Below are 19442 nucleotides of genomic sequence, written 5' to 3'. Positions count from 1 at the left end.
ATTAAACATGCTATCAGTATTGTTCTAATGGAAACTAGACTTATGATATACGTTTCATATAAATGATGTTGGTACTTTTTATTCTGTTATATGAAGGCGGATTTCACCCCTTATTTTTTTAACATTTTAAGTACAACCCTAAAGGATGGAGGAAAGGCATTGCATACAAAAGTAAATGACAACCGTGCGAATTTATTAATTTCATGTCCAGAAAAGCCTGGTATTATCTCGACTGTAACTAACTTTTTATTAGAGCATAAAGCTAATATTGTTCATTTTGACCAACATACGACAGATCCGCAAGCAGGTGTATTTTTTATGAGGATCGATTTTGATTTAGAGGACTTTGATTATTCGTTTGGACAACTTGAAAGTGACCTACATGTGCTGGCTAGGAATTATAATTTGGATTGGCAGTTGAGTAGTAATAAAAAAAAGAAACGAATGGCAATCTTTGTTTCCAAAATGGATCACGCTCTTATGGAGCTTATTTTGCGCTGGAAATCTAAAGAAATTCCAGTGGAAATCCCTATGGTGATTAGTAATCATGCTGATTTAAAAGAAGTAGTAGAGAGTTATGGAATCCTTTTTTATCATATCCCAATGTCTAAAGAAACGAAAGAAAATGGCGAACAGAAAGCATTAGAACTGTTGAAAGGGAAAGTAGACTTTATTGTTCTAGCAAGATATATGCAAATTCTTTCCCCTAATTTCATTTCCAATTATCAAAACCAAATTATTAACATCCATCACTCTTTCTTACCAGCATTTGTTGGAGCAAATCCTTATGTGAGAGCGTTTAACCGCGGAGTAAAGTTAATTGGAGCAACTGCACACTATGTAACCAATGATCTTGATGAAGGACCAATTATTGAACAAGATGTACAGCGGATTAATCATCGCTATACAGCAGAGGATTTAAAGATTGCCGGACGTCATGTGGAAAGAAGGGTTCTTGCCGAAGCCGTTTCCTGGCATGTTGAAGATAAAGTACTTGTTCACGGTAATAAAACGATCGTCTTTACATGAGTTGACTTTATACTGTGGTTCTGGGAAAGATTAGCTTTTGTCTTAATAAATAGAAGGATACAAAAGCAGCCAAGCGCTTTTCAAAAAAAGTCATGGCTGCTGCTTTTCATGGTTCTCCCTGTTTGAGTGATCACGCAGTGTATGATAAGAGCCTGAAAAGAGATAAATAAGGAAGATAGGGGGAGATGAGGGTCATTGGTAGTAACTGAACATGTATTTAACGTTGCTTTAGCTATTTTTGGGTATGGATTTTTCTTAACTAGGATCAGTTCAGTTCTGTTTTAATAGCTCCTAAAATTAGTACAGTATAAACAGTTTTAGTGCAAAAAAGAGCAGGCTGCAAAATCAAAGAAAATATTAATTAAACGGGTACCCTTTTTTTTATTCATTTTCATTTTGGTTATTCGTTTTTTCATTGGCGGCATAGGTTTTTATATTACACTTATTTCTCTTCCATTACTCGCAATTCTTCTATTCTTTTTATCAAAGTGCTATTTAGGTATTGCTGACTAACTCGTTATAAATTCACACAATTTCATCTTGCTTTTATCGGTACTGGGGTTCCTAGTTCTAAAACCCATGAAACAACTAAAAATGAATCTCTCGAAGGGCTTTCGAGAGATTCATTTTTAGTGTGCCAGGGATGCCACATTCTCTAGGGTTCAATCAGATCTATGATCCGACGTGAATCGCGCTCTAAATTATCAGTCATGTAGATCAGTGTGATGAATGCGACCTTACACGGTGACTGATGAGAGATTCATTACAGCAGCTACCGTGACAACAGGAGGCTAGTAGTATCTTCGCGAACGGACTTTTATCGAAAACATGTTTAAATGCGTAGGGATAGACTTATTATAAGTTAGAGGATCTGATGAAATAGACATTCGAAATCTCCTTCTTGCTCATTTGTCTTGCAAAATACACTTGTAATTCTAGTTATAAATATTCCTGTTAACAGTATTCTACTATTGTGATATTTATACTACAAAAAACTAGATTGATTGCTCAATATCGTCTACGATAGTAATTAATAAGTTAAAGTGGGAGAGGTTCTTTTTTGAAAACATTAAAGTCACTCATGTTTTGGAAGATATTCGTCATTAATTTATTGATTATGCTTGCGTTGTTAGGGCTGATTTTTTTTATGTCACAAGCAGTTCTACCTGAAATAGCTAAAGATAAATATAAAGATATAACCAATGAAACAGTATTAAGATTACAAGATCAAATAAAGACGATAATAATAGATTTACAGGAATTGGGCCGGTCTATTCAAACTAATTCTGTTGATAGTAATTCTTCGCAGCTTCATAATCAAATAGAACAAATTGTCGAGTATTCTTCGTTTATAGATAGTGCAACAATTGTTGAAACGGGTGGTCAGATCACGAAATACTATCCAGAGGATTTAGAAGAAGTGTTAAGAGATCAAAACTTTCAAGACAGAGAATATGTTCAAAAAGCAATCGAAACGAAAGAAATTTATATAAGTAATGTAGTTTCAGCTGTTACGGGTAGATTCGTATTAGTTGTTGCTATTCCAATTTTAGGCGAGCAAGGCGAGGTTCTTAACGTAGTTAACCTAATCATACGAATTGAAGATAACCCCATTTTTAGTTCAATCATTAACAATATTAGAATTGGTGATGGATATGCTTATATTGTAGATAAACATGGGAGACTATTGTCTCATCCTTTACCTGATAGAATTGGTGAGGATGAAAGCTCAAATCTTGTTGTTCAAAAGGTTTTAAAGAAACAATCAGGTTATGAAGAAGTAATAAATTCAAATAACATTCCGATGTTAGCATCCTATCGGTATATCCCTATACTTGACTGGGGTGTGGTTGCACAGGTTCCTGTTTCGTACACACAAATATACTTTAAGACCTTTCAGGACACGTTATTTTACCTTTCATTTGTGTTATTCTTATTTCTATCTATTTTTACAGCTCTGTATACTAGACAAATTATTAAGCCAATTAAGGAATTAGAAATAGCAGTAGGTCAAGTAGCTCAAGGCTATTATAGTAAGAGGATGAATGTTAAACAGATTAATAATACTGAAATTGGTAAATTATCAAAGCGTTTTAATGAAATGGCTGAGTATATAGAAGAAGCAAATGAGAATATTGAAACGAAGGAAAGACTTTTAATCGAACAGAGAGAGTTCCTTCGAAAAATTATAGATTCAAGTCCTAACTTTATTTATGCGAAAAATAGCAAAGGGCAGTATATGTTAGCTAATCACTCGTATGCGACGTTTTACGGGACAACTGTTGAGGGAATGTTACGAAAGACCGAAGCTGATTTTAACCCTAACATGGAACAAGTAGAAAAGCATTTACAGGAAGATCGATTGATTTTTAATAAGCTCGACGATCACTACGTAGAGGAAGAGGTTTTAATTGATAAAAACGGTAACGTGAAATGGGTACAAACCACTAAGATCCCGCTGATTTCAATCGGATCCAAGGATGTTCATGTATTATGCATATCCAATGATATTACTGATCGGAAAGTAGCAGAGGAAATTATTAGAAAGTCCGATAAACTATCTGCTGTTGGAGAATTAGCCGCAGGTGTAGCTCATGAAATAAGGAACCCTCTAACAAGTATTCAAGGTTTTCTGCAATTCATTAAGCCAAATTATGAAGAAAAGCGATATTTCGATATCATGTTGTCTGAGATTGAGCGAATTAAATTAATTATTGGTGAAATGTTGGTCTTGTCAAAGCCACAAGCTGAAAAGCGTGAAATAAAGGATATCAGAGAAGTCTGTCAAAGGATTATTGACTTGTTTGAGTCAGAAGCAAATTTGAATAATGTTCAAATTACGACTGAATTTGCTTCCAGTATTCCGAATATATGGTGTGAGGAAAATCAATTAAAACAGGTGTTTGTAAATATTTTAAAAAATGCAATCGAGTCCATGGTAAACGGTGGTCAGATTCTGGTTCGAATTAAGAAGGAAGGCGACAGCCATATTATAGTTCGTTTTGTCGATCAAGGAATGGGAATAGACAAAGAACGAATTGAACGATTAGGTGAGCCGTTTTATTCAACGAAAGAAAAAGGTACTGGTTTAGGTCTAATGATTAGTTACCGCATCATTGAACACCATAATGGAAGAATCAAGATTTCTAGTGAGAAAAATCAAGGTACGACAGTTGATGTGATTTTACCAGTGAAAAATAAATAGGACGTTATCAGGAACCTAGAAGCATTCCATTTTTGGAGTGCTTATTTTTTTACATATATTAAAATAATTAAATATAAATTGTCAACTTACTTAAAACAAACTTTTTATTGAAATATGGGAGGTTATAAGACAACATACAAAGTAATTGAGATCTGAGGATGAAGTTATCTGAATATTATTGACAATCTAGCAATTTATCGGCACTATATACTAAACTAGCAATTTTATTTTAATAATTATTTGTGCTTTTGTTAGGGGGATGGAGAATGAATAAATCAAAAAGCTGTTGTGCAGTTAGTCGGTTAGAAATTGAACCTAAGTCCAAGAAGATTAACCATAATATTTACTCTTCTTCAAACCAAACCGTAAATAAGGACGATATGGTGTACATCGCTGGAGGAAACTTTCTAATGGGAACGAATGCAGCTGATGGGTTTCAAGCTGATGGAGAGGGCCCAGTAAGAGAAATCAGAGTAGATCCTTTCTATATAGGGATTGACACTGTAACGAACGAACAATTTCAACAATTTGTAAATGAAACGTCGTACAAAACAGATGCTGAACAATACGGCTGGTCGTTCGTTTTTTATCAATTTGTTAGTGACAAAGTAAAATCAACTGTCACACAGCAAGTGGAGTCTACCCCGTGGTGGTGGGTGGTGGAAGGTGCTTATTGGAAACAACCAGAGGGTCCTGATTCTTCCATTATCGAGCGATTACATCACCCTGTCGTTCATATATCGTGGAACGATGCCCAGGAATATTGCAGATGGGCGGGAAAACGACTTCCGACAGAGGCTGAATGGGAGTTTGCGGCCCGAGGTGGATTAGAGCAGAAAAAGTATCCTTGGGGCGATGAACTAACACCAAATGGAATTCACCATTGCAACATTTGGCAAGGTAAATTTCCCTTACAGAACGACATGGGGGATGGATATGCTGCAACCGCACCAGTCAAGTCTTATTTCAAAAACGGCTATGGTCTTTATAATGTTTCTGGGAATGTGTGGGAATGGTGCTCTGATTGGTTTACAACGAACATCAAGCAACAGGGAGGTTCATTTAATCCAAAAGGACCGATAACAGGACAAAACCGAGTCATTCGCGGTGGGTCTTACCTGTGTCACCAATCTTATTGCAATCGATACAGAATTGCAGCGCGAACTTCTAATACACCAGACAGCTCTTCAGGACATATGGGCTTCCGTTGTGTAGTAGATGTTTAAAATAGAATAAAAGAGCTTGTTCAAAAAGGGCGGTTTTCCCTTTTTGAACAAGTTCGAAGCAATGAGCGAAGCCACTGCAATGTTTTAAGTCGATCCGAGTGGTTTTCTCGGATCGACGCGCAGTGAGTGAAGCCATTGCAACGCCGCATTAGGAGAGAGGATATTCCTTTTTATACGAAAGCTAAGGCGTAAGTCCTAGTTTTCATTCATCGTGGTATTTGCTAAAACATGGGGGTTTTGAACAAGCTCTAAAAATGAAAAGTATTGATAAATTTGAAGAAGACTCCTTGAGAATAAAGGTCTCTTCTCTTTTTTTGATAAAAATCCAATAAAAATTAATGAAAATTCACTGAAAATTGAATGGTTTTTCTTCTTTAAATTGAAAGCGCTATCACATACACTTTGATTATTATCGTGTCATTGTTGTTAACAATGCTATCAATGGTGGAAAGTATTGTTAGAGTTATTAATGAGGTTGGAGAGAGGTGATTAGTTTGGAAGTAAGAGTAGTAGGTAAAGAGCTAACTATTTTTGGGGAGGGTCCATTTTGGGATCAAGATAATCAGTGCCTATTTCGAGTTGATGTTGCAAAGAAGAAAATAATTGCAACGGATCTCACAACAGAAGAAGAGAAATTCTATCACTTTCCAGAACCAGTAACATCAATGGTTAAGTATTCGAAAGATGAACTGATTGTCGTGATGAAAGACGGGCTTTATTTATTTAACATGGATGAAGAAACATTGCAACCTTTTATAAAACCTAATGGTCTAAACGAAAAATTGCTATTAAATGATGCCAAATGTGATTCTAGAGGTAGGCTTTGGGTAGGGTCAGTTAATGATGATTTTAAGTTGTTCAAGGAGGAAATCATTTCTGAATTTACTGGAGGAAATGCACTTTTATATCGAGTAGATACAAACTTAGATATTCATAAAGCGAAAGATATGATCACTGTTTCAAATGGACTTGATTGGGATCGTGAGCGAAATATTTTGTATTACGTAGACTCAGCCACACAAGGTATTGCTCGCTTTGACTATGATCCTGATACTGGGAAAATAGAAAACGAAGAGAATGTTTATACATTTGAACAGTTAGAAGGGTTTCCAGATGGCATGACGATTGATCGAGAAGGCATGCTATGGGTGGCTCTATTTAAGAGTGGTAAAGTCGGCAAACAGAATCCTACAGGTGGAATGGTAGCAAAAATCGATCCGTTTAAAAAGCAGTGGATTGATACGATTACTCTGCCAACAACTCATGTAACATCATGTACGTTTGGTGGTGAGAATTTAAATACATTGTTTATTACAACGGCACTTGAGCTATTGCCAGAAGAGGAACGAGCGAAACAGCCATTAGCTGGTCGATTATTTGCAGTAGATCTCAAAGTGGGTGGGTATGCACCAGTTGCATTTCGAGAAACAGCAGGAACGAGTTAGAGTTATCTTACCCTTTACGAATTAATTTGAAAGCGCTTTTATGGGATTGTTGTAATTGTACAATACTGCTTAAATTCAAGGTTTAACGTTAAAACGATACCTGAGAGAAAGGTGAACGCGAGAAAATTTTAACAGGAAACCTTATGGACTTCCTCATGAGAAATACTGTTTCACAAATAGGTATTTGAATTTCCTGATAAAAGTAAAGGAGGCTCAAGGATGGGAGCATTTATTCTTCGAAGGTTATTACAAACGATTGTCGTATTGTTTTTCGTAACATTGATTGTCTTTATGATTATTCAATTACTTCCTGGGGATCCGGCGCAAGCGATGCTAGGAGCGGATGCAAGTACAGAAGAAATTCAGAAATTACAAGAAGAGTTAGGGTTGAATGACCCACTTCTTATTCAATATTTCAACTGGGCTACTGGAGTTTTAACAGGAGACTTAGGTCATTCAATTTATTATAAAGAAGCCGTTTCGAACATCATGAGCACACGCTTTCCAGTTACGTTGACGATAGGGATTTCTGCGTTAATTGTAACGGTGCTTATTGGTATACCACTTGGAGTCATTGCAGCGGTTAACCGTGGAGGGAAAATGGATTCTTTTATCGTCGTTCTATCAAATATTGGGATTGCTACACCAAACTTTTGGTTAGGAATTTTGGGCGTTTATTTTTTAAGTCTCAAGTTAGGTTGGCTGCCAGTCCAAGGGTATGTTTCTCCTTTTACAGACTTTAGTGAAGGTTTAAAAACGATTATTATGCCTGTTTTTGTTTTAGCAACTGTGACGATCGCATCGATAATGAGACAAACCAGATCATCGATGCTTGAAATTATTCATCAAGACTTTATTCGGACAGCAAGATCAAAGGGACTAAAAGAGAGGTTCGTAATCATTAAACACGGTTTGCGTAATGCACTTATCCCTGTAATTACATTACTTGGATTACAACTTGGAAATATTATTGGTGGTACGGTTTTAATTGAACAAGTTTTTAATATACCAGGGATGGGATCGCTATTAGTAAGCTCTGTTTTTATGAAAGATTTCATAGTGGTTCAAGCATGTGTACTAGTTATCGCGATTATGGTCGTTTTTGCGAACTTATCGGTGGATTTAGCATACCGGTTTATTGATCCGCGAATTAAATATAAATAATTAGAAAGGGTGTGAAGAAATGGCACTGGAAGCATCGCAAAAAGTAGCTACTGCAATTCCGCATAGGAAAAATGAGTTTCAAAAGTTTTTAAAAGTATTGCTCGCCCGGAAAATAGTAGTAGTTAGTTTAAGCATTCTTTTCTTATTATTGGTTGTTTCAATTTTCGCCCCTTGGATTGCTCCTTATGATCCTTATAGTCAAAATATAGCAAACTCACTGCAATCTACTAGTCAGGAACATCTTTTAGGTACAGATCAATTAGGTCGAGATGTCTTAAGCCGAATTATTTATGGTTCCCGAGCTTCACTGATTGTAGGTTTTGCCTCTGTAGCTTTAGCTGGTGTTATTGGAACTTCTCTTGGTTTGATTGCTGGTTTTTTTGGGGGCATTCTTGATACTTTAATTATGCGAATAATGGATGCATTACTAGCGATTCCAGCGATTGTTTTGGCACTTTCCCTAGGTGCAGCAATGGGAGGTGGATTAGTAGGAGTAGTTGTTGCTTTAGGAATAGCGTTAATTCCTACTTATGCACGGTTAATGCGGGGACAAGTGATGTCTGTGCGAGAAATGGATTATATTAAAGCAGGTGAAATAAGCGGTATTAGTAATCTACGTAATATCCTAGTTCATGTACTTCCCAATTGTCTATCACCTATTATTGTATTAGTTACATTAAATTTAGGTGTAGCGATTTTAGCTGAAGCAGGACTTAGTTTTCTAGGGCTAGGTGTAAATCCACCGCAAGCTGCATGGGGGTCAATGGTAAATGATGGGTATCAACACCTTTCAAGATTACCTGTGTTATCGTTTGCTCCAGGGCTCTGTATAGTGTTTGTAGTTATGGCATTTAACATTGTAGGTGATGCTTTACGGGATGCTTTGGATCCGAAGCTTAGAGGTTCATTATAGTCTTTTGAAAGACTATAAATATAACATTTCTATACAGAAAGTGTAGGTGAGTAACAAAAATGAGTCATTTATTAGAAGTGAACCATTTAAAAACCTATTTCAAATTAAATGACCAAACGGTAAAAGCGGTGGATGATGTTTCCTATTACGTTGATGAGGGAGAAATTGTTGCGGTTGTTGGAGAAAGTGGTTCAGGAAAGTCTGTTACCCAATACTCTAGTATTAAATTAATCCCACAATCTGGAGAAATCGTCGGTGGTGAAGTCCTATTCGAGGGTGAAGATTTATTGAAATATGATACGAATAGTGAGGAAATGCGTCAAGTTCGTGGTGGCAAAATAGGAGTGATTTTCCAAGAACCTATGACTTCGCTAAATCCCGTTTTGACTGTTGGTGAACAAATTATTGAATCTGTCATATTGCATAAGAAAGTATCTCGAAAACAAGCGAAGAAGCGTGCAATGGAACTGTTAACCATGGTCGGAATCCCTGATGTAGAGGAACGGGTGAGTTATTACCCTTTTCAATTTAGTGGCGGTATGCGCCAGCGTATTATGATCGCAATGGCCATGTCTTGTGATCCTAAATTATTAATAGCAGATGAAGCAACAACAGCTTTAGATGTTACAACTCAAGCACAATTACTAGAGCTTTTAAAGGATATTGTAAAAAAAACCAATACGTCCATCGTATTAGTCACACATAATTTAGGCATTGTTGCACGCTATGCCGACCGCATCTATGTCATGTATGCAGGGGGAGTTGTAGAATCAGGAAATAATAAAGATATTTTTAGTAAGCCCAAGCACCCTTATACGATTGGTTTATTGAACTCAGTGCCAAGACTCGATGATCCTAAAGACCGTAAATTAATTCCTATTGAAGGGTTACCGCCTAACTTAGCAAATAAACCCACAACCTGTTCTTTCCTTGAAAGATGTCCGTTTCAAACAGAAATATGTAAATCTTCACCAGCCCCGAAGTTAGTTGAACTAGAAAGTGGCCATTATGTATCTTGTTATGAAGAAATCAATGACAAGGGAAATCTGAAGTATGAAGCAGAATTCGCTAGTGCTAGTGAACAAACATTAATGAAGCGTGAATGGACGTCTAAGGAAAATAACGATGTCGTTTTAGACGTTAAAAATTTAAAAACGTATTTTCCTTTTACTAAGGGATTATTGAATAAGAAGATAGCAGATGTAAAAGCGGTTGATGATGTTTCTTTTAAAGTTTACAAAGGTGAAACTCTTGGTCTTGTAGGGGAAAGTGGCTGTGGAAAAACAACCGTTGCAAGAAGTATTATGCGGATGTATGATCCGACAGACGGAGAGATCATCTTTAATGGTACAGATATTGGGAAATTGCCTAAAAGCAAGCTTAAGGATATTAGAAAAAAGATGTCACTTGTTTTTCAAGATCCAAGTAGCTCACTAGATCCAAGACAAAAGATAGGAAATATTATAGGAGAACCTTTAATCATTAATAAACTAGAGTCTAGTAAAGAGAGTTATAATAATCGCGTTGATAAGTTAATGCGTCTAGTTGGATTGGATCCTAACTTAAAAGACCGTGTGTCACATGAGTTTAGTGGTGGACAACGACAACGTATTGCCATTGCCCGTGCACTAGCAAGCAATCCTTCGTTAATTGTATGTGATGAAGCAATTTCAGCTTTGGATGTATCGATACAAGCGCAAATTATTAATCTATTAGAAGAATTGCAAGAAAAACTCGGGTTAACTTACTTGTTTATAGCTCATGATTTGTCTGTCGTTCGTCACATCGCAGACCGAATAGCCGTCATGTATTTAGGGAAAATAGTTGAAATTGGAGATTGGAAATCGTTATATGATAACCCAAAACATCCGTATACGAAAGCTTTATTATCAGCTGTGCCAATACCAGATCCGTTTGTTGAGGAGCAACGTGAATACCAAGTACTAAAAGGTGAAGTTCCGAGTCTATTATCGAGACCTAAAGGGTGTGTTTTCTCTAATCGTTGTCAGATTGCAACTGATGCATGTCGTGAAATAGAACCCCCATTAAAGGAAAGTGAAAAGGGTCATGAAGTCGCGTGCATTAAAGTATAACCTGTCAACATGATGAGTATAACTTGTTCGAGATTAAGGTATCATTTCTTTCAACTGATTGTATTTTTGGCCACGCTTTCATATTTTGTGATGTCAGGGGGGGTTTTGTGGAAGGAAAAGTATGTTTAATTACAGGTGGAGGAACAGGTATTGGTCGTGCGATTGCGCTTCGTCTTGCCAAAGCTGGTCTGAACGTGATCATTAATTACTCTCGCTCAGAGCAAGAGGCACTAGAAACGAAAAGTGAATGTGAACAGCTTGGAGTTAAAGCAATGGTATACAAAGCTGATGTTTCGAATGATCAGGAAGTACGCAAGATGATGAATGACACAATTAATAGTTTTGGACGATTAGATATTTTGGTCAACAATGCAGGAGTAACGAATATAGTCCCGTTAGAAGATTTAGAAGGTTTGAAAGAAGAGTACTGGGATCGGGCGATGGCTATTAATGTGAAAGGGGTATTCTTCTGTTCCCGTGCAGCCTCTGAACAACTAAAAGTAAACAACGGGTGTATCTTAAATACTGCATCTGTAGCGGGGATGACGGGACAGGGAAGTTCCATTGCCTATGCTGCGTCAAAGGCTGCTGTGATTAGTTTAACAAAATCATTGGCACGAGCTCTTGCACCTGAGGTAAGGGTAAATAGTCTTTCGCCTGGTATGGTCCTAACACGCTGGACGGAAGGGAAGGATGAACCGATTAAACGTTTTGCAGAAAATGCCCCTCTCGGTAGAGCTGCTACACCAGAAGATGTTGCAGAGGTGGCATACTCATTCATTGCCAACGCTAGTTTTGTTACTGGACAAAATATAGCGATTGACGGCGGAATGTTAATGTAGGAAGGAGGAGTTTAGTACAACATTAAATATTCGGAAAAACTTCGTTTACTAGTGGTGTAAACATGCTGTAAACAGTACTTATGCGTTCAAGCTATGCAATTTAGTGAAACATTAAAATTCTAGGGGGCGTTCTGATTTGAAAGGAAAACAAATAACAATCGTATTCTTTTTTATCATGTCAATTATGTTCGTACTTGCTGCATGTTCTAACGATAGCAGCACTGAAGTTGTTGAAGAAAGACAAGAGAATATTGATGAGACAGTGAAAGAAGTTAGTGAAGAAGATAAGTATGGTGGTTCAGTGAAAATAAGAATCGCTCAACAACCAAGAAGTTTTGGTTATCCTTTGGCAATCGCAAATAACCCTACACCATCGCTTCCTGTTGCACAACCTGCACTTGAAACATTGGGACGCTATAATTTAGATGGTACGGTTGGACCGTGGTTAGCAAAAGAGTGGGAAATGGATCCTGATGCAAAAACAGTGACAGTTTATTTAGAAGAAGGAATTAAGTTTCATGATGGCACAGATTTTAATGCAGAAGCTGTAAAGTGGGTGTTTGACGAGGTTATCAAAACTCAGCCTTCTTTGACTGTAATTGGTAGTGTGGAAATAATAGATGATCATACACTTGTCTTCCATTTTGACGAATGGGTTTCTGGTGCTCATATCAACATGTTTACAGTTGTTCCAATTGGATCACCAACTGCGTACGAGGAGCTAGGGGAAGAAGGAAACTGGAACCATCCGGTAGGAACAGGACCATTCAAATTTGAAAGCATGGAAAATAACGATTATATCAAGTTTGTTCGAAATGAGGATTATTGGAAAGAAGGGTTGCCTTATTTAGATAGCCTTGAATTTAAAATCATTGCTAATGAAACAACTGCTAAAAATGCCTTTTTAGCAAAAGAAGTAGATGTTGCTTTAATGTTAGGGGCTGACACGATATCTGAATTCGAAGGTTCATCCGATTTTAAGGTTGTGCATCCATCAACAAATTCAGGTTTAGTTGGAATTGGTATGATTCCGAATACAAGTGATCCTAATTCACCGTTATCCGATGTTCGAGTGAGAAAGGCGATCACTTATGCGATCGATCGAGAGCAGATTGCAGAAACGGTTTTCCGTGGGTATGCGACGACTTCAAATCAGTTTACATTACCTGGAGAGTGGAGCTATAACCCTGATTTGGATCCGTTTGAATACAATCCTGAAAAGGCGAAGCAGCTGTTAGCAGAAGCAGGCTACCCAGATGGATTTAAAACAAAAATCACAACCCAAAACCAGAGAAACTTCTTAATGCAAGCAGTTCAAGGATATTTAGCTGAAGTGGGAATTGAAGTAGAAGTTGATGTCGTTGAACAAACTCGTTTAATGTCGATGATCTATGAAGAAGGTTGGGAAGGTTTCACTGAGTTTATTTATACAACAGCTGGTGATGAACTAGGGACATTAATGAGACCGTTCTTCGGACCGGACCCAGTGTTGTGGGGTAATATAACAGAATTACCAGACGATGTCGTAGATTTAATTGTCGCATTTGATACTGAATTGGAGGAAGGAGCTCGTGAAAAGCTAGCTCATGAACTGCAATCAACAGTGATGGAAGAACATCATATGATCACACCATTTTTCATTTCTCGAGTCCCGTATTTGAGACAAAACAATGTTCATGATGACGGGTATTGGACACTTCGTTCTGACTATTTCACTCCTGAGAAACTATGGGTTGAGAAGTAAAGAAATAAAATATAAAGAGGTGACTAATTTAATAGATTTAAATGGGTCACCTCCCTATGTCTTAGCAAAAGGTAGTTTCTTATATGGAAATTGGACTGTTCTAATCGAACGACTAAATATCCTTAGCTTAGAAAGAGTTTCTAAACCGAATGATACGTTAGCACCTATGAAAATTCAGTCTAGCATTTTTACCTATCACTTTAGCATCAATAGTTATTTAAAAGGGGGGAATGAAATGAATAGATTGAGTGGAAAAGTAGCGATCATCACAGGGGCAGGAAGTGGTCAAGGGAAATTTGAAGCTAAATTATTTGCTGAATGTAACAGATATTGATTTTGAAAGCGTTCTCAGTACTGCTGAAGAAATTAAAGAAAGTAATGGGAAAGTACTCGCACTTCATCATGATATTTCTTAAAGAGAATGCTTGGAAGGCTGTCACAACAAAGACTGTTGAGAAATTTGGAAAAGTAGATATTCTTATCAATAATGCTGGAACTCATTTTGATACGAGAATGTCTGATATTTCTTTAGAAGAATGGAAAAAAATCATCAATATTAATGACAGGGACGTTTTTAGGTATCCAAGCTGTTGTTCCTCTAATGAAAGAAAATAGAGGAGATCCATTGTTAATATTGCTTCGATTGCCGCTAGAAGGGAGGAAGTTTTGCTCATTATAGCGCTTGAAAAGGTGGAGTTTGTTCGTTATCAAGTACAGTAGCTATCGAATATTTAGAAGAAAACATTCGGGTAAATGCTGTATGGGGCAAAGATAACTGAATAATAAGGGAGATGGCAAAATGTTAAAAGGGACAAAAGAGATTAAATATGAAACTACATTGGTCATGATTTTTTTCTTAGCTTGGGGTTTTCTCTATCTAGATAGGCAAGCGGTATCGATGTTAATGCCATTGATCATTGAGGATATTGCCCTTACTAATACGAAGATAGGTCAAATAAACATGTGGCAAACGATCGGATTTGCGATTTCAGCACCGATATTTGCAATTGTTTCTGATCGTCTAGGGCATAAAAAGAAAATCGTATTTTGGGCTACTTTTGTTACGTCAGTATTAGCGTTTCTTACGATGTTCGCTGATTCATACGGTTATTTATTAATAGTAAGAACACTACTTGGAGCAAGTGAAGGGGTCATTCTCCCTATTTCGATATCGCTTTTAGCGGCAGTATCAAGACCTACCAAGTTAGGAAGAAATATGGGGTTGGTTTACGCAGGGGCGGCAGTGATCGGTGTTGCAATCGGCCCGGTTGTTGTTACGCAGTTAGGAGAATTGTTTGATTGGAGATATGCCTTTTTATTTGTCAGTATCCCAAGTTTTATTGCTGCACTGCTAATCTTACGTTTTGTGAAGGAATCGGATTTGTCTGCTAAGGAAGATGGTCAAGAAAATATTAACTTCAGTATAAATAGTATTCTCAGTAGTTTGAAAAATAGAAACATTTTAACATGTGTTCTTTTAAGTATATTTTGTATGGGCGCAATGTGGACATTTAACTCGTTTCTTCCATTATATTTAACACAAGTTAGTATGTTATCTGTTACTAATATGGGAATCGTATTTTCAATATTCGGATTGTTTACAATAGCGTGGCAAGTGTTTATTCCGTATTCATCTGACAAAATTGGAAGAAAACCTGCAATGACAGGATATCTTGCTATGGCAATAGTGACACCGCTCGTCCTTTTCTTCTTCCCACAATCAGTAGCAAGTCTAGTGATTTTTGTAATGATTGGCGGAATTATTCTTGCAATGAATACGTTGTACCAAAGCATAATCCCAGTTGAGAGTGTGCCTGTAACGGTCATGGCAACAGCAAATGCACTCATTATGGGAACTGGTGAGTTAATCGGTGCATTCTCAATTGGTTTTTCCGGAGTAATGGCAGATAAGTATAGCTTAACGGCTGTAATGTTAGTCATCTCCATTTCTTATCTAATTGCATTCTTAATTTCCTTTGCTTTAATGGAAACGTTGAAAGGAAAAGCAAAACTAAAGGAACAACCATCAGTCAATGTGTCCTAGGAACTTGATGTTAAGAAGAATTGTATTATTACAATAATGATTTTTTATAAATAGGAAAAAAGATCTCAACTATTGAATAGGAGGTACAAATAATCAATGGCTAATCTCAATGAAACAATGAAAAAGTCAACAGAAAAGCTAGATAAAACGAATATTGTTTATGTCGTTTTAGATGATTCAGGTTTTTCGGACTTCGCGTGTTTTGGCTCAGAAATACAAACACCTAATATGGATTGGTTAGCAGAAAATGGATTGAGGTTTAATAATTATCATTCTCCTCCTACATGTTCACCAACTAGATCGTCTTTATTAACAGGACGTAATCATCACGCAGTTGGCATGGCGACTGTGGCAAATTTTGATTTTGGTCCTGATTATCCAAATAAGCGGGGACGAATAGTACCAGAAGCGGCAACGGTTGCGGAAGTATTAAAGGAAAATGGATATAACAATTATGCATTAGGAAAATGGCATTTATCGCCATCGCATCAAGCGACACCTGCTGGACCTTATGAAAATTGGCCACTTGGAAAAGGTTTCGACCGATTTTATGGATTTCTTGAAGATTCTTCTGACCAGTATAAGCCAGAAATGGTTAATGACAATACGTTCGTAGATGATGCGGAAGAAGAAGGATACCATGTTTCAGAGGCGCTTGTAAATAAAGCTAAGCAATATGTCACGGATCACGTATCGGTTGATCCGAGTAAACCGTTCTTTCTCAGCCTTAATTTTGGGGCACAGCACCAACCCGTTCAAGTTTTTAAGGAATACATTGACATGTATAAAGGCAAGTATGATGTCGGTTGGGATGTTATTCGAAGACAAAGGTTTGAACGCCAAAAAGAGTTAGGAATTATCCCGGAAGACACAGAATTTATTGGTCGCAACCCTGGAGTTGTAGCGTGGGAAGAGTTGACAGCAGATCAGAAAAAAGCATTTGCACGTTTTCAAGAAGCGTATGCAGGTTTCTTAACTCATACTGACGAGCAGATTGGACGTTTTGTTGACCACTTACAAACAGTAGATCAACTGGATAAAACGATGATCGTTGTCATATCGGATGACGGAGCGAGCTCTAGAGGAACAATGAATGGTTCCGTAAACCATACATTGTCCTATAACGGAATCGATCAAGATCTCGAATATATTATGGAAAGCTATGATGACATAGGGAGCGAGCATTCAAAAGCTGAATTTCCAAATGGTTGGGCTCAAGTAAGTAACACACCGTTTAAATTCTATAAAGCTACAACATTCGAAGGTGGTTTAAGGAATCCATTAATTATTTATCATCCAACCGCAATTGAAGAAAAAGGTGGAATCTGTAATCAGTATCTACACGTAAGTGATATCACACCAACCGTATATAACTTACTAGGAATTGAGTTGCCAAAAGAAGTGAAGGGTGTAAAACAAATGCCGCTTCATGGAAAAAGCTTTCTAGAAGCATTTAGCGATCCCAAAGCATTTATTAAAGACACTCAATATTACGAACATAATGGCATGCGTGCCATTTATCACAAAGGTTGGAAGGCCCTTGGTCTTCGCACTCCAGGTCAACCGTTTGAAGATGACACATGGCAGTTGTATCATGCTGAGAGAGACTTCAATGAAAATCACAACCTGGCTGAAACAAACCGAGAGAAGTTAGTGGAACTACAAAAGGTGTGGGAGGAAGAAGCCTTAAAATATAATGTGTTTCCAATGAGTGATGCAGGACCAAATGGATTTTCGTTCGTAGCTGACGATACTCTTCGTGCACGAAATCATTTTGTTTTCTATCCAGGAATGGCGCATTTGCCAGAAGGGGCTTGTCCGCTAACGATTAATCGTTCTTATTCAATAAGTGTACCCATTGTTAGAGAAACGGATAAAGAAGAAGGCGTTCTCTTTGCTCTTGGTGGAAATGAAAGTGGATATACACTCTACATCAAAGATAACCGTTTAGTTTATGAATACAATATGGGTACTGCTATTTACCAAGTAGAGGCTGACGAAGCTGTTCCAGTTGGAGAGACAACGGTTGAATTAAGGTTTCGACGTACGGGAGATTGCAAAGGGATCGCCTCCCTTCATTTTGATAACCGTAAAGTTGGAGAAGGGGAGATCAAACAAACGCATCCTTATAAAATCTCATTCGAAGGATTAGATATCGGTAAGGATAGTAGATATCCTGTTAGTTCAGATTATAAAGATTTAGGAGAGTTTGCTTTTACAGGAGAAATCAAAAAGGTTATTTACGATATTGAAGTGGAACAAGTAAACAGTTAATAGTTAAGGTATCTTAAACCGAAAAAGGTAGTCTCAATAAAGAGTCAACCTTTTTCGGTTTAGACTTTAAATTCAATAGTCATTATAAGGAATGGAGTGAATTTATTGGACGCAATAAGCAACCGATTACAAGGCCAGGTAGCGATCAAAAAGGGAAGACCACCCTTTTGAACAAGCTCTATAACAATATATATAATTCAGGGCTTATTACTTATAGTTGATATGTAAATGCAACTAAAATTTTACTAATCCTTAAAATTGAAAGTGAAGGAAGAGAAAGTTATTTTATGTTCTCAAATTTTTCCTTTTTTAAAGAGCGTAAGGTTTAATAAATAGCGGTTTTAAAAGAATTTAAATTTAATTGTAAAAAATTTCTGAATTCATTGACAAATGGGTGTGGTTAAGAGTAAAATTTTAGTTAGTTAGATAAAGCGTTTTCATTAGCGGAATTTAATTAAAAATCAGTTGAAAGTATAAGGGTGAAATTTTAGTTGTGATTATTCTTTATTATTATTCTTGCGAAGAGAGGTTTTGAGTATGTCGGATATTTTAGCTAAGAAGGTCGAAACGGGAAGTTACCAAACATTCTTTTATGAAGGTGGGGAAAAGTCAGCGGAAACGATAATCTTCCTGCATGGGAGTGGTCCAGGGGCAAGTGCAAGAACAAATTGGCAGGATGTGCTACCATATTTTAGTGAGAAGTTTCATGTCGTTGCCCCAGATCTTTTTGGATTTGGAGATACCGATCATCCGGAAGTTTACCCAACAAATGGAGCGAAGTGGATGTCGGCAAGAGTGGAGCAAATTATCGCATTAATGGATGCTTTAGAAGTAGAGAAGGCCCATTTAGTAGGAAATTCTTTAGGTGGAGTGATATCACTTAATCTCTTGATGTATGCTCCAGAACGGTTTGATCGTATCGTATTAATGGGCGCAGGCGGTGGATTAACTGAACCTACACCTGAGCTTGCCAAACTAGCTAATTTTGCTAGTGATCCAAGCCCGGCAAATTTTAAAAATTTATTAAGATGGTTTTTATTTGATGAAACATTCCTTGAAGAGAAGTTAGATGAAATTGTTTCAGAACGCCTTGAAAACTTTAATAAACCAGAAGTGCGTAGATCCTATGAAGCTAACTTTAAAAATTCTCACTTATCGGATATGCTCGTGCCACCTTCCGCACTTAAACGGATGAATAATTCCTTCTTGCTAATCCATGGACATGAGGATAGATTTGTCCCGCTAGAAAGTAGTCTTTATGTTATGAAGTATTTACCTGATGCTCAGTTACATGCATTTAAGCGCTGTGGCCACTGGGCACAAGTGGAGCAAAAAGATAGATTTATTAAACTGTCAACAGACTTTTTTAATCGAGAACTATAGTATAATTTGAAAGTGTATGAAAATTTAAGGTCGATCAAGTGCTGCTCTGTTAGAAGGACATTCACTTGATGCTATCTAAT

At 37.1% G+C, this 19442-nt stretch carries 13 protein-coding genes; all 13 read left to right on the top strand.

Annotation, left to right across the window (positions count from 1 at the left end; genetic code table 11):
* The first annotated feature begins 159 nt into the window (after positions 1 to 159).
* Positions 160 to 1029 carry a formyltetrahydrofolate deformylase gene (purU, locus tag LDX58_RS15890; protein WP_227937800.1) on the top strand — a complete coding sequence of 290 codons (870 nt, stop codon included), beginning with the start codon at positions 160 to 162 and terminating at the stop codon, positions 1027 to 1029.
* 1060 nt (positions 1030 to 2089) lie between these two features.
* Complete coding sequence (locus LDX58_RS15885; protein WP_227937799.1) at positions 2090 to 4234, top strand: ATP-binding protein; 2145 nt, start codon at positions 2090 to 2092, stop codon at positions 4232 to 4234.
* Positions 4235 to 4500: 266 nt separating this feature from the next.
* Complete coding sequence (locus LDX58_RS15880) at positions 4501 to 5460, top strand: formylglycine-generating enzyme family protein (protein ID WP_227937798.1); 960 nt, start codon at positions 4501 to 4503, stop codon at positions 5458 to 5460.
* 494 nt (positions 5461 to 5954) lie between these two features.
* The gene (locus LDX58_RS15875) at positions 5955 to 6905 is read left to right on the top strand and encodes an SMP-30/gluconolactonase/LRE family protein (RefSeq protein ID WP_227937797.1); all 951 of its coding nucleotides are present in this window, start codon (positions 5955 to 5957) and stop codon (positions 6903 to 6905) included.
* A 219-nt stretch (positions 6906 to 7124) separates the two neighbouring features.
* Positions 7125 to 8069 (top strand): ABC transporter permease, encoded by a 945-nt coding sequence (locus tag LDX58_RS15870; protein WP_227937796.1) that lies wholly within the window; start codon positions 7125 to 7127, stop codon positions 8067 to 8069.
* Positions 8070 to 8088: 19 nt separating this feature from the next.
* Positions 8089 to 8982: an ABC transporter permease gene (locus LDX58_RS15865; protein ID WP_227937795.1), complete on the top strand. Its 894-nt coding sequence runs from the start codon at positions 8089 to 8091 to the stop codon at positions 8980 to 8982.
* 59 nt (positions 8983 to 9041) lie between these two features.
* Positions 9042 to 11075: an ABC transporter ATP-binding protein gene (locus tag LDX58_RS26285; RefSeq protein WP_289623510.1), complete on the top strand. Its 2034-nt coding sequence runs from the start codon at positions 9042 to 9044 to the stop codon at positions 11073 to 11075.
* 107 nt (positions 11076 to 11182) lie between these two features.
* A complete protein-coding gene (locus LDX58_RS15850) occupies positions 11183 to 11917 on the top strand; it encodes an SDR family NAD(P)-dependent oxidoreductase (RefSeq protein WP_227937794.1) in 735 nt (244 codons plus the stop codon).
* Between the two features lie 136 nt (positions 11918 to 12053).
* Positions 12054 to 13661: an ABC transporter substrate-binding protein gene (locus LDX58_RS15845; RefSeq protein WP_227937793.1), complete on the top strand. Its 1608-nt coding sequence runs from the start codon at positions 12054 to 12056 to the stop codon at positions 13659 to 13661.
* A gap of 330 nt (positions 13662 to 13991) precedes the next feature.
* Complete coding sequence (locus LDX58_RS26765) at positions 13992 to 14276, top strand: SDR family oxidoreductase (RefSeq protein ID WP_372459214.1); 285 nt, start codon at positions 13992 to 13994, stop codon at positions 14274 to 14276.
* A gap of 184 nt (positions 14277 to 14460) precedes the next feature.
* The gene (locus LDX58_RS15835; protein WP_227937792.1) at positions 14461 to 15705 is read left to right on the top strand and encodes an MFS transporter; all 1245 of its coding nucleotides are present in this window, start codon (positions 14461 to 14463) and stop codon (positions 15703 to 15705) included.
* A 96-nt stretch (positions 15706 to 15801) separates the two neighbouring features.
* Positions 15802 to 17979, top strand: coding sequence for an arylsulfatase (locus tag LDX58_RS15830; RefSeq protein WP_227937791.1), 2178 nt, complete (start codon positions 15802 to 15804; stop codon positions 17977 to 17979).
* 537 nt (positions 17980 to 18516) lie between these two features.
* Positions 18517 to 19362, top strand: a complete 846-nt coding sequence (locus LDX58_RS15825) for an alpha/beta fold hydrolase (protein ID WP_227937790.1) — start codon at positions 18517 to 18519, stop codon at positions 19360 to 19362.
* Positions 19363 to 19442 lie beyond the last annotated feature (80 nt).

This window comes from Alkalihalobacillus deserti (assembly GCF_020734105.1).
GTDB lineage: Bacteria > Bacillota > Bacilli > Bacillales > Bacillaceae_D > Halalkalibacter > Halalkalibacter deserti.
This window is presented reverse-complemented; position numbering and strand designations above follow the sequence as displayed.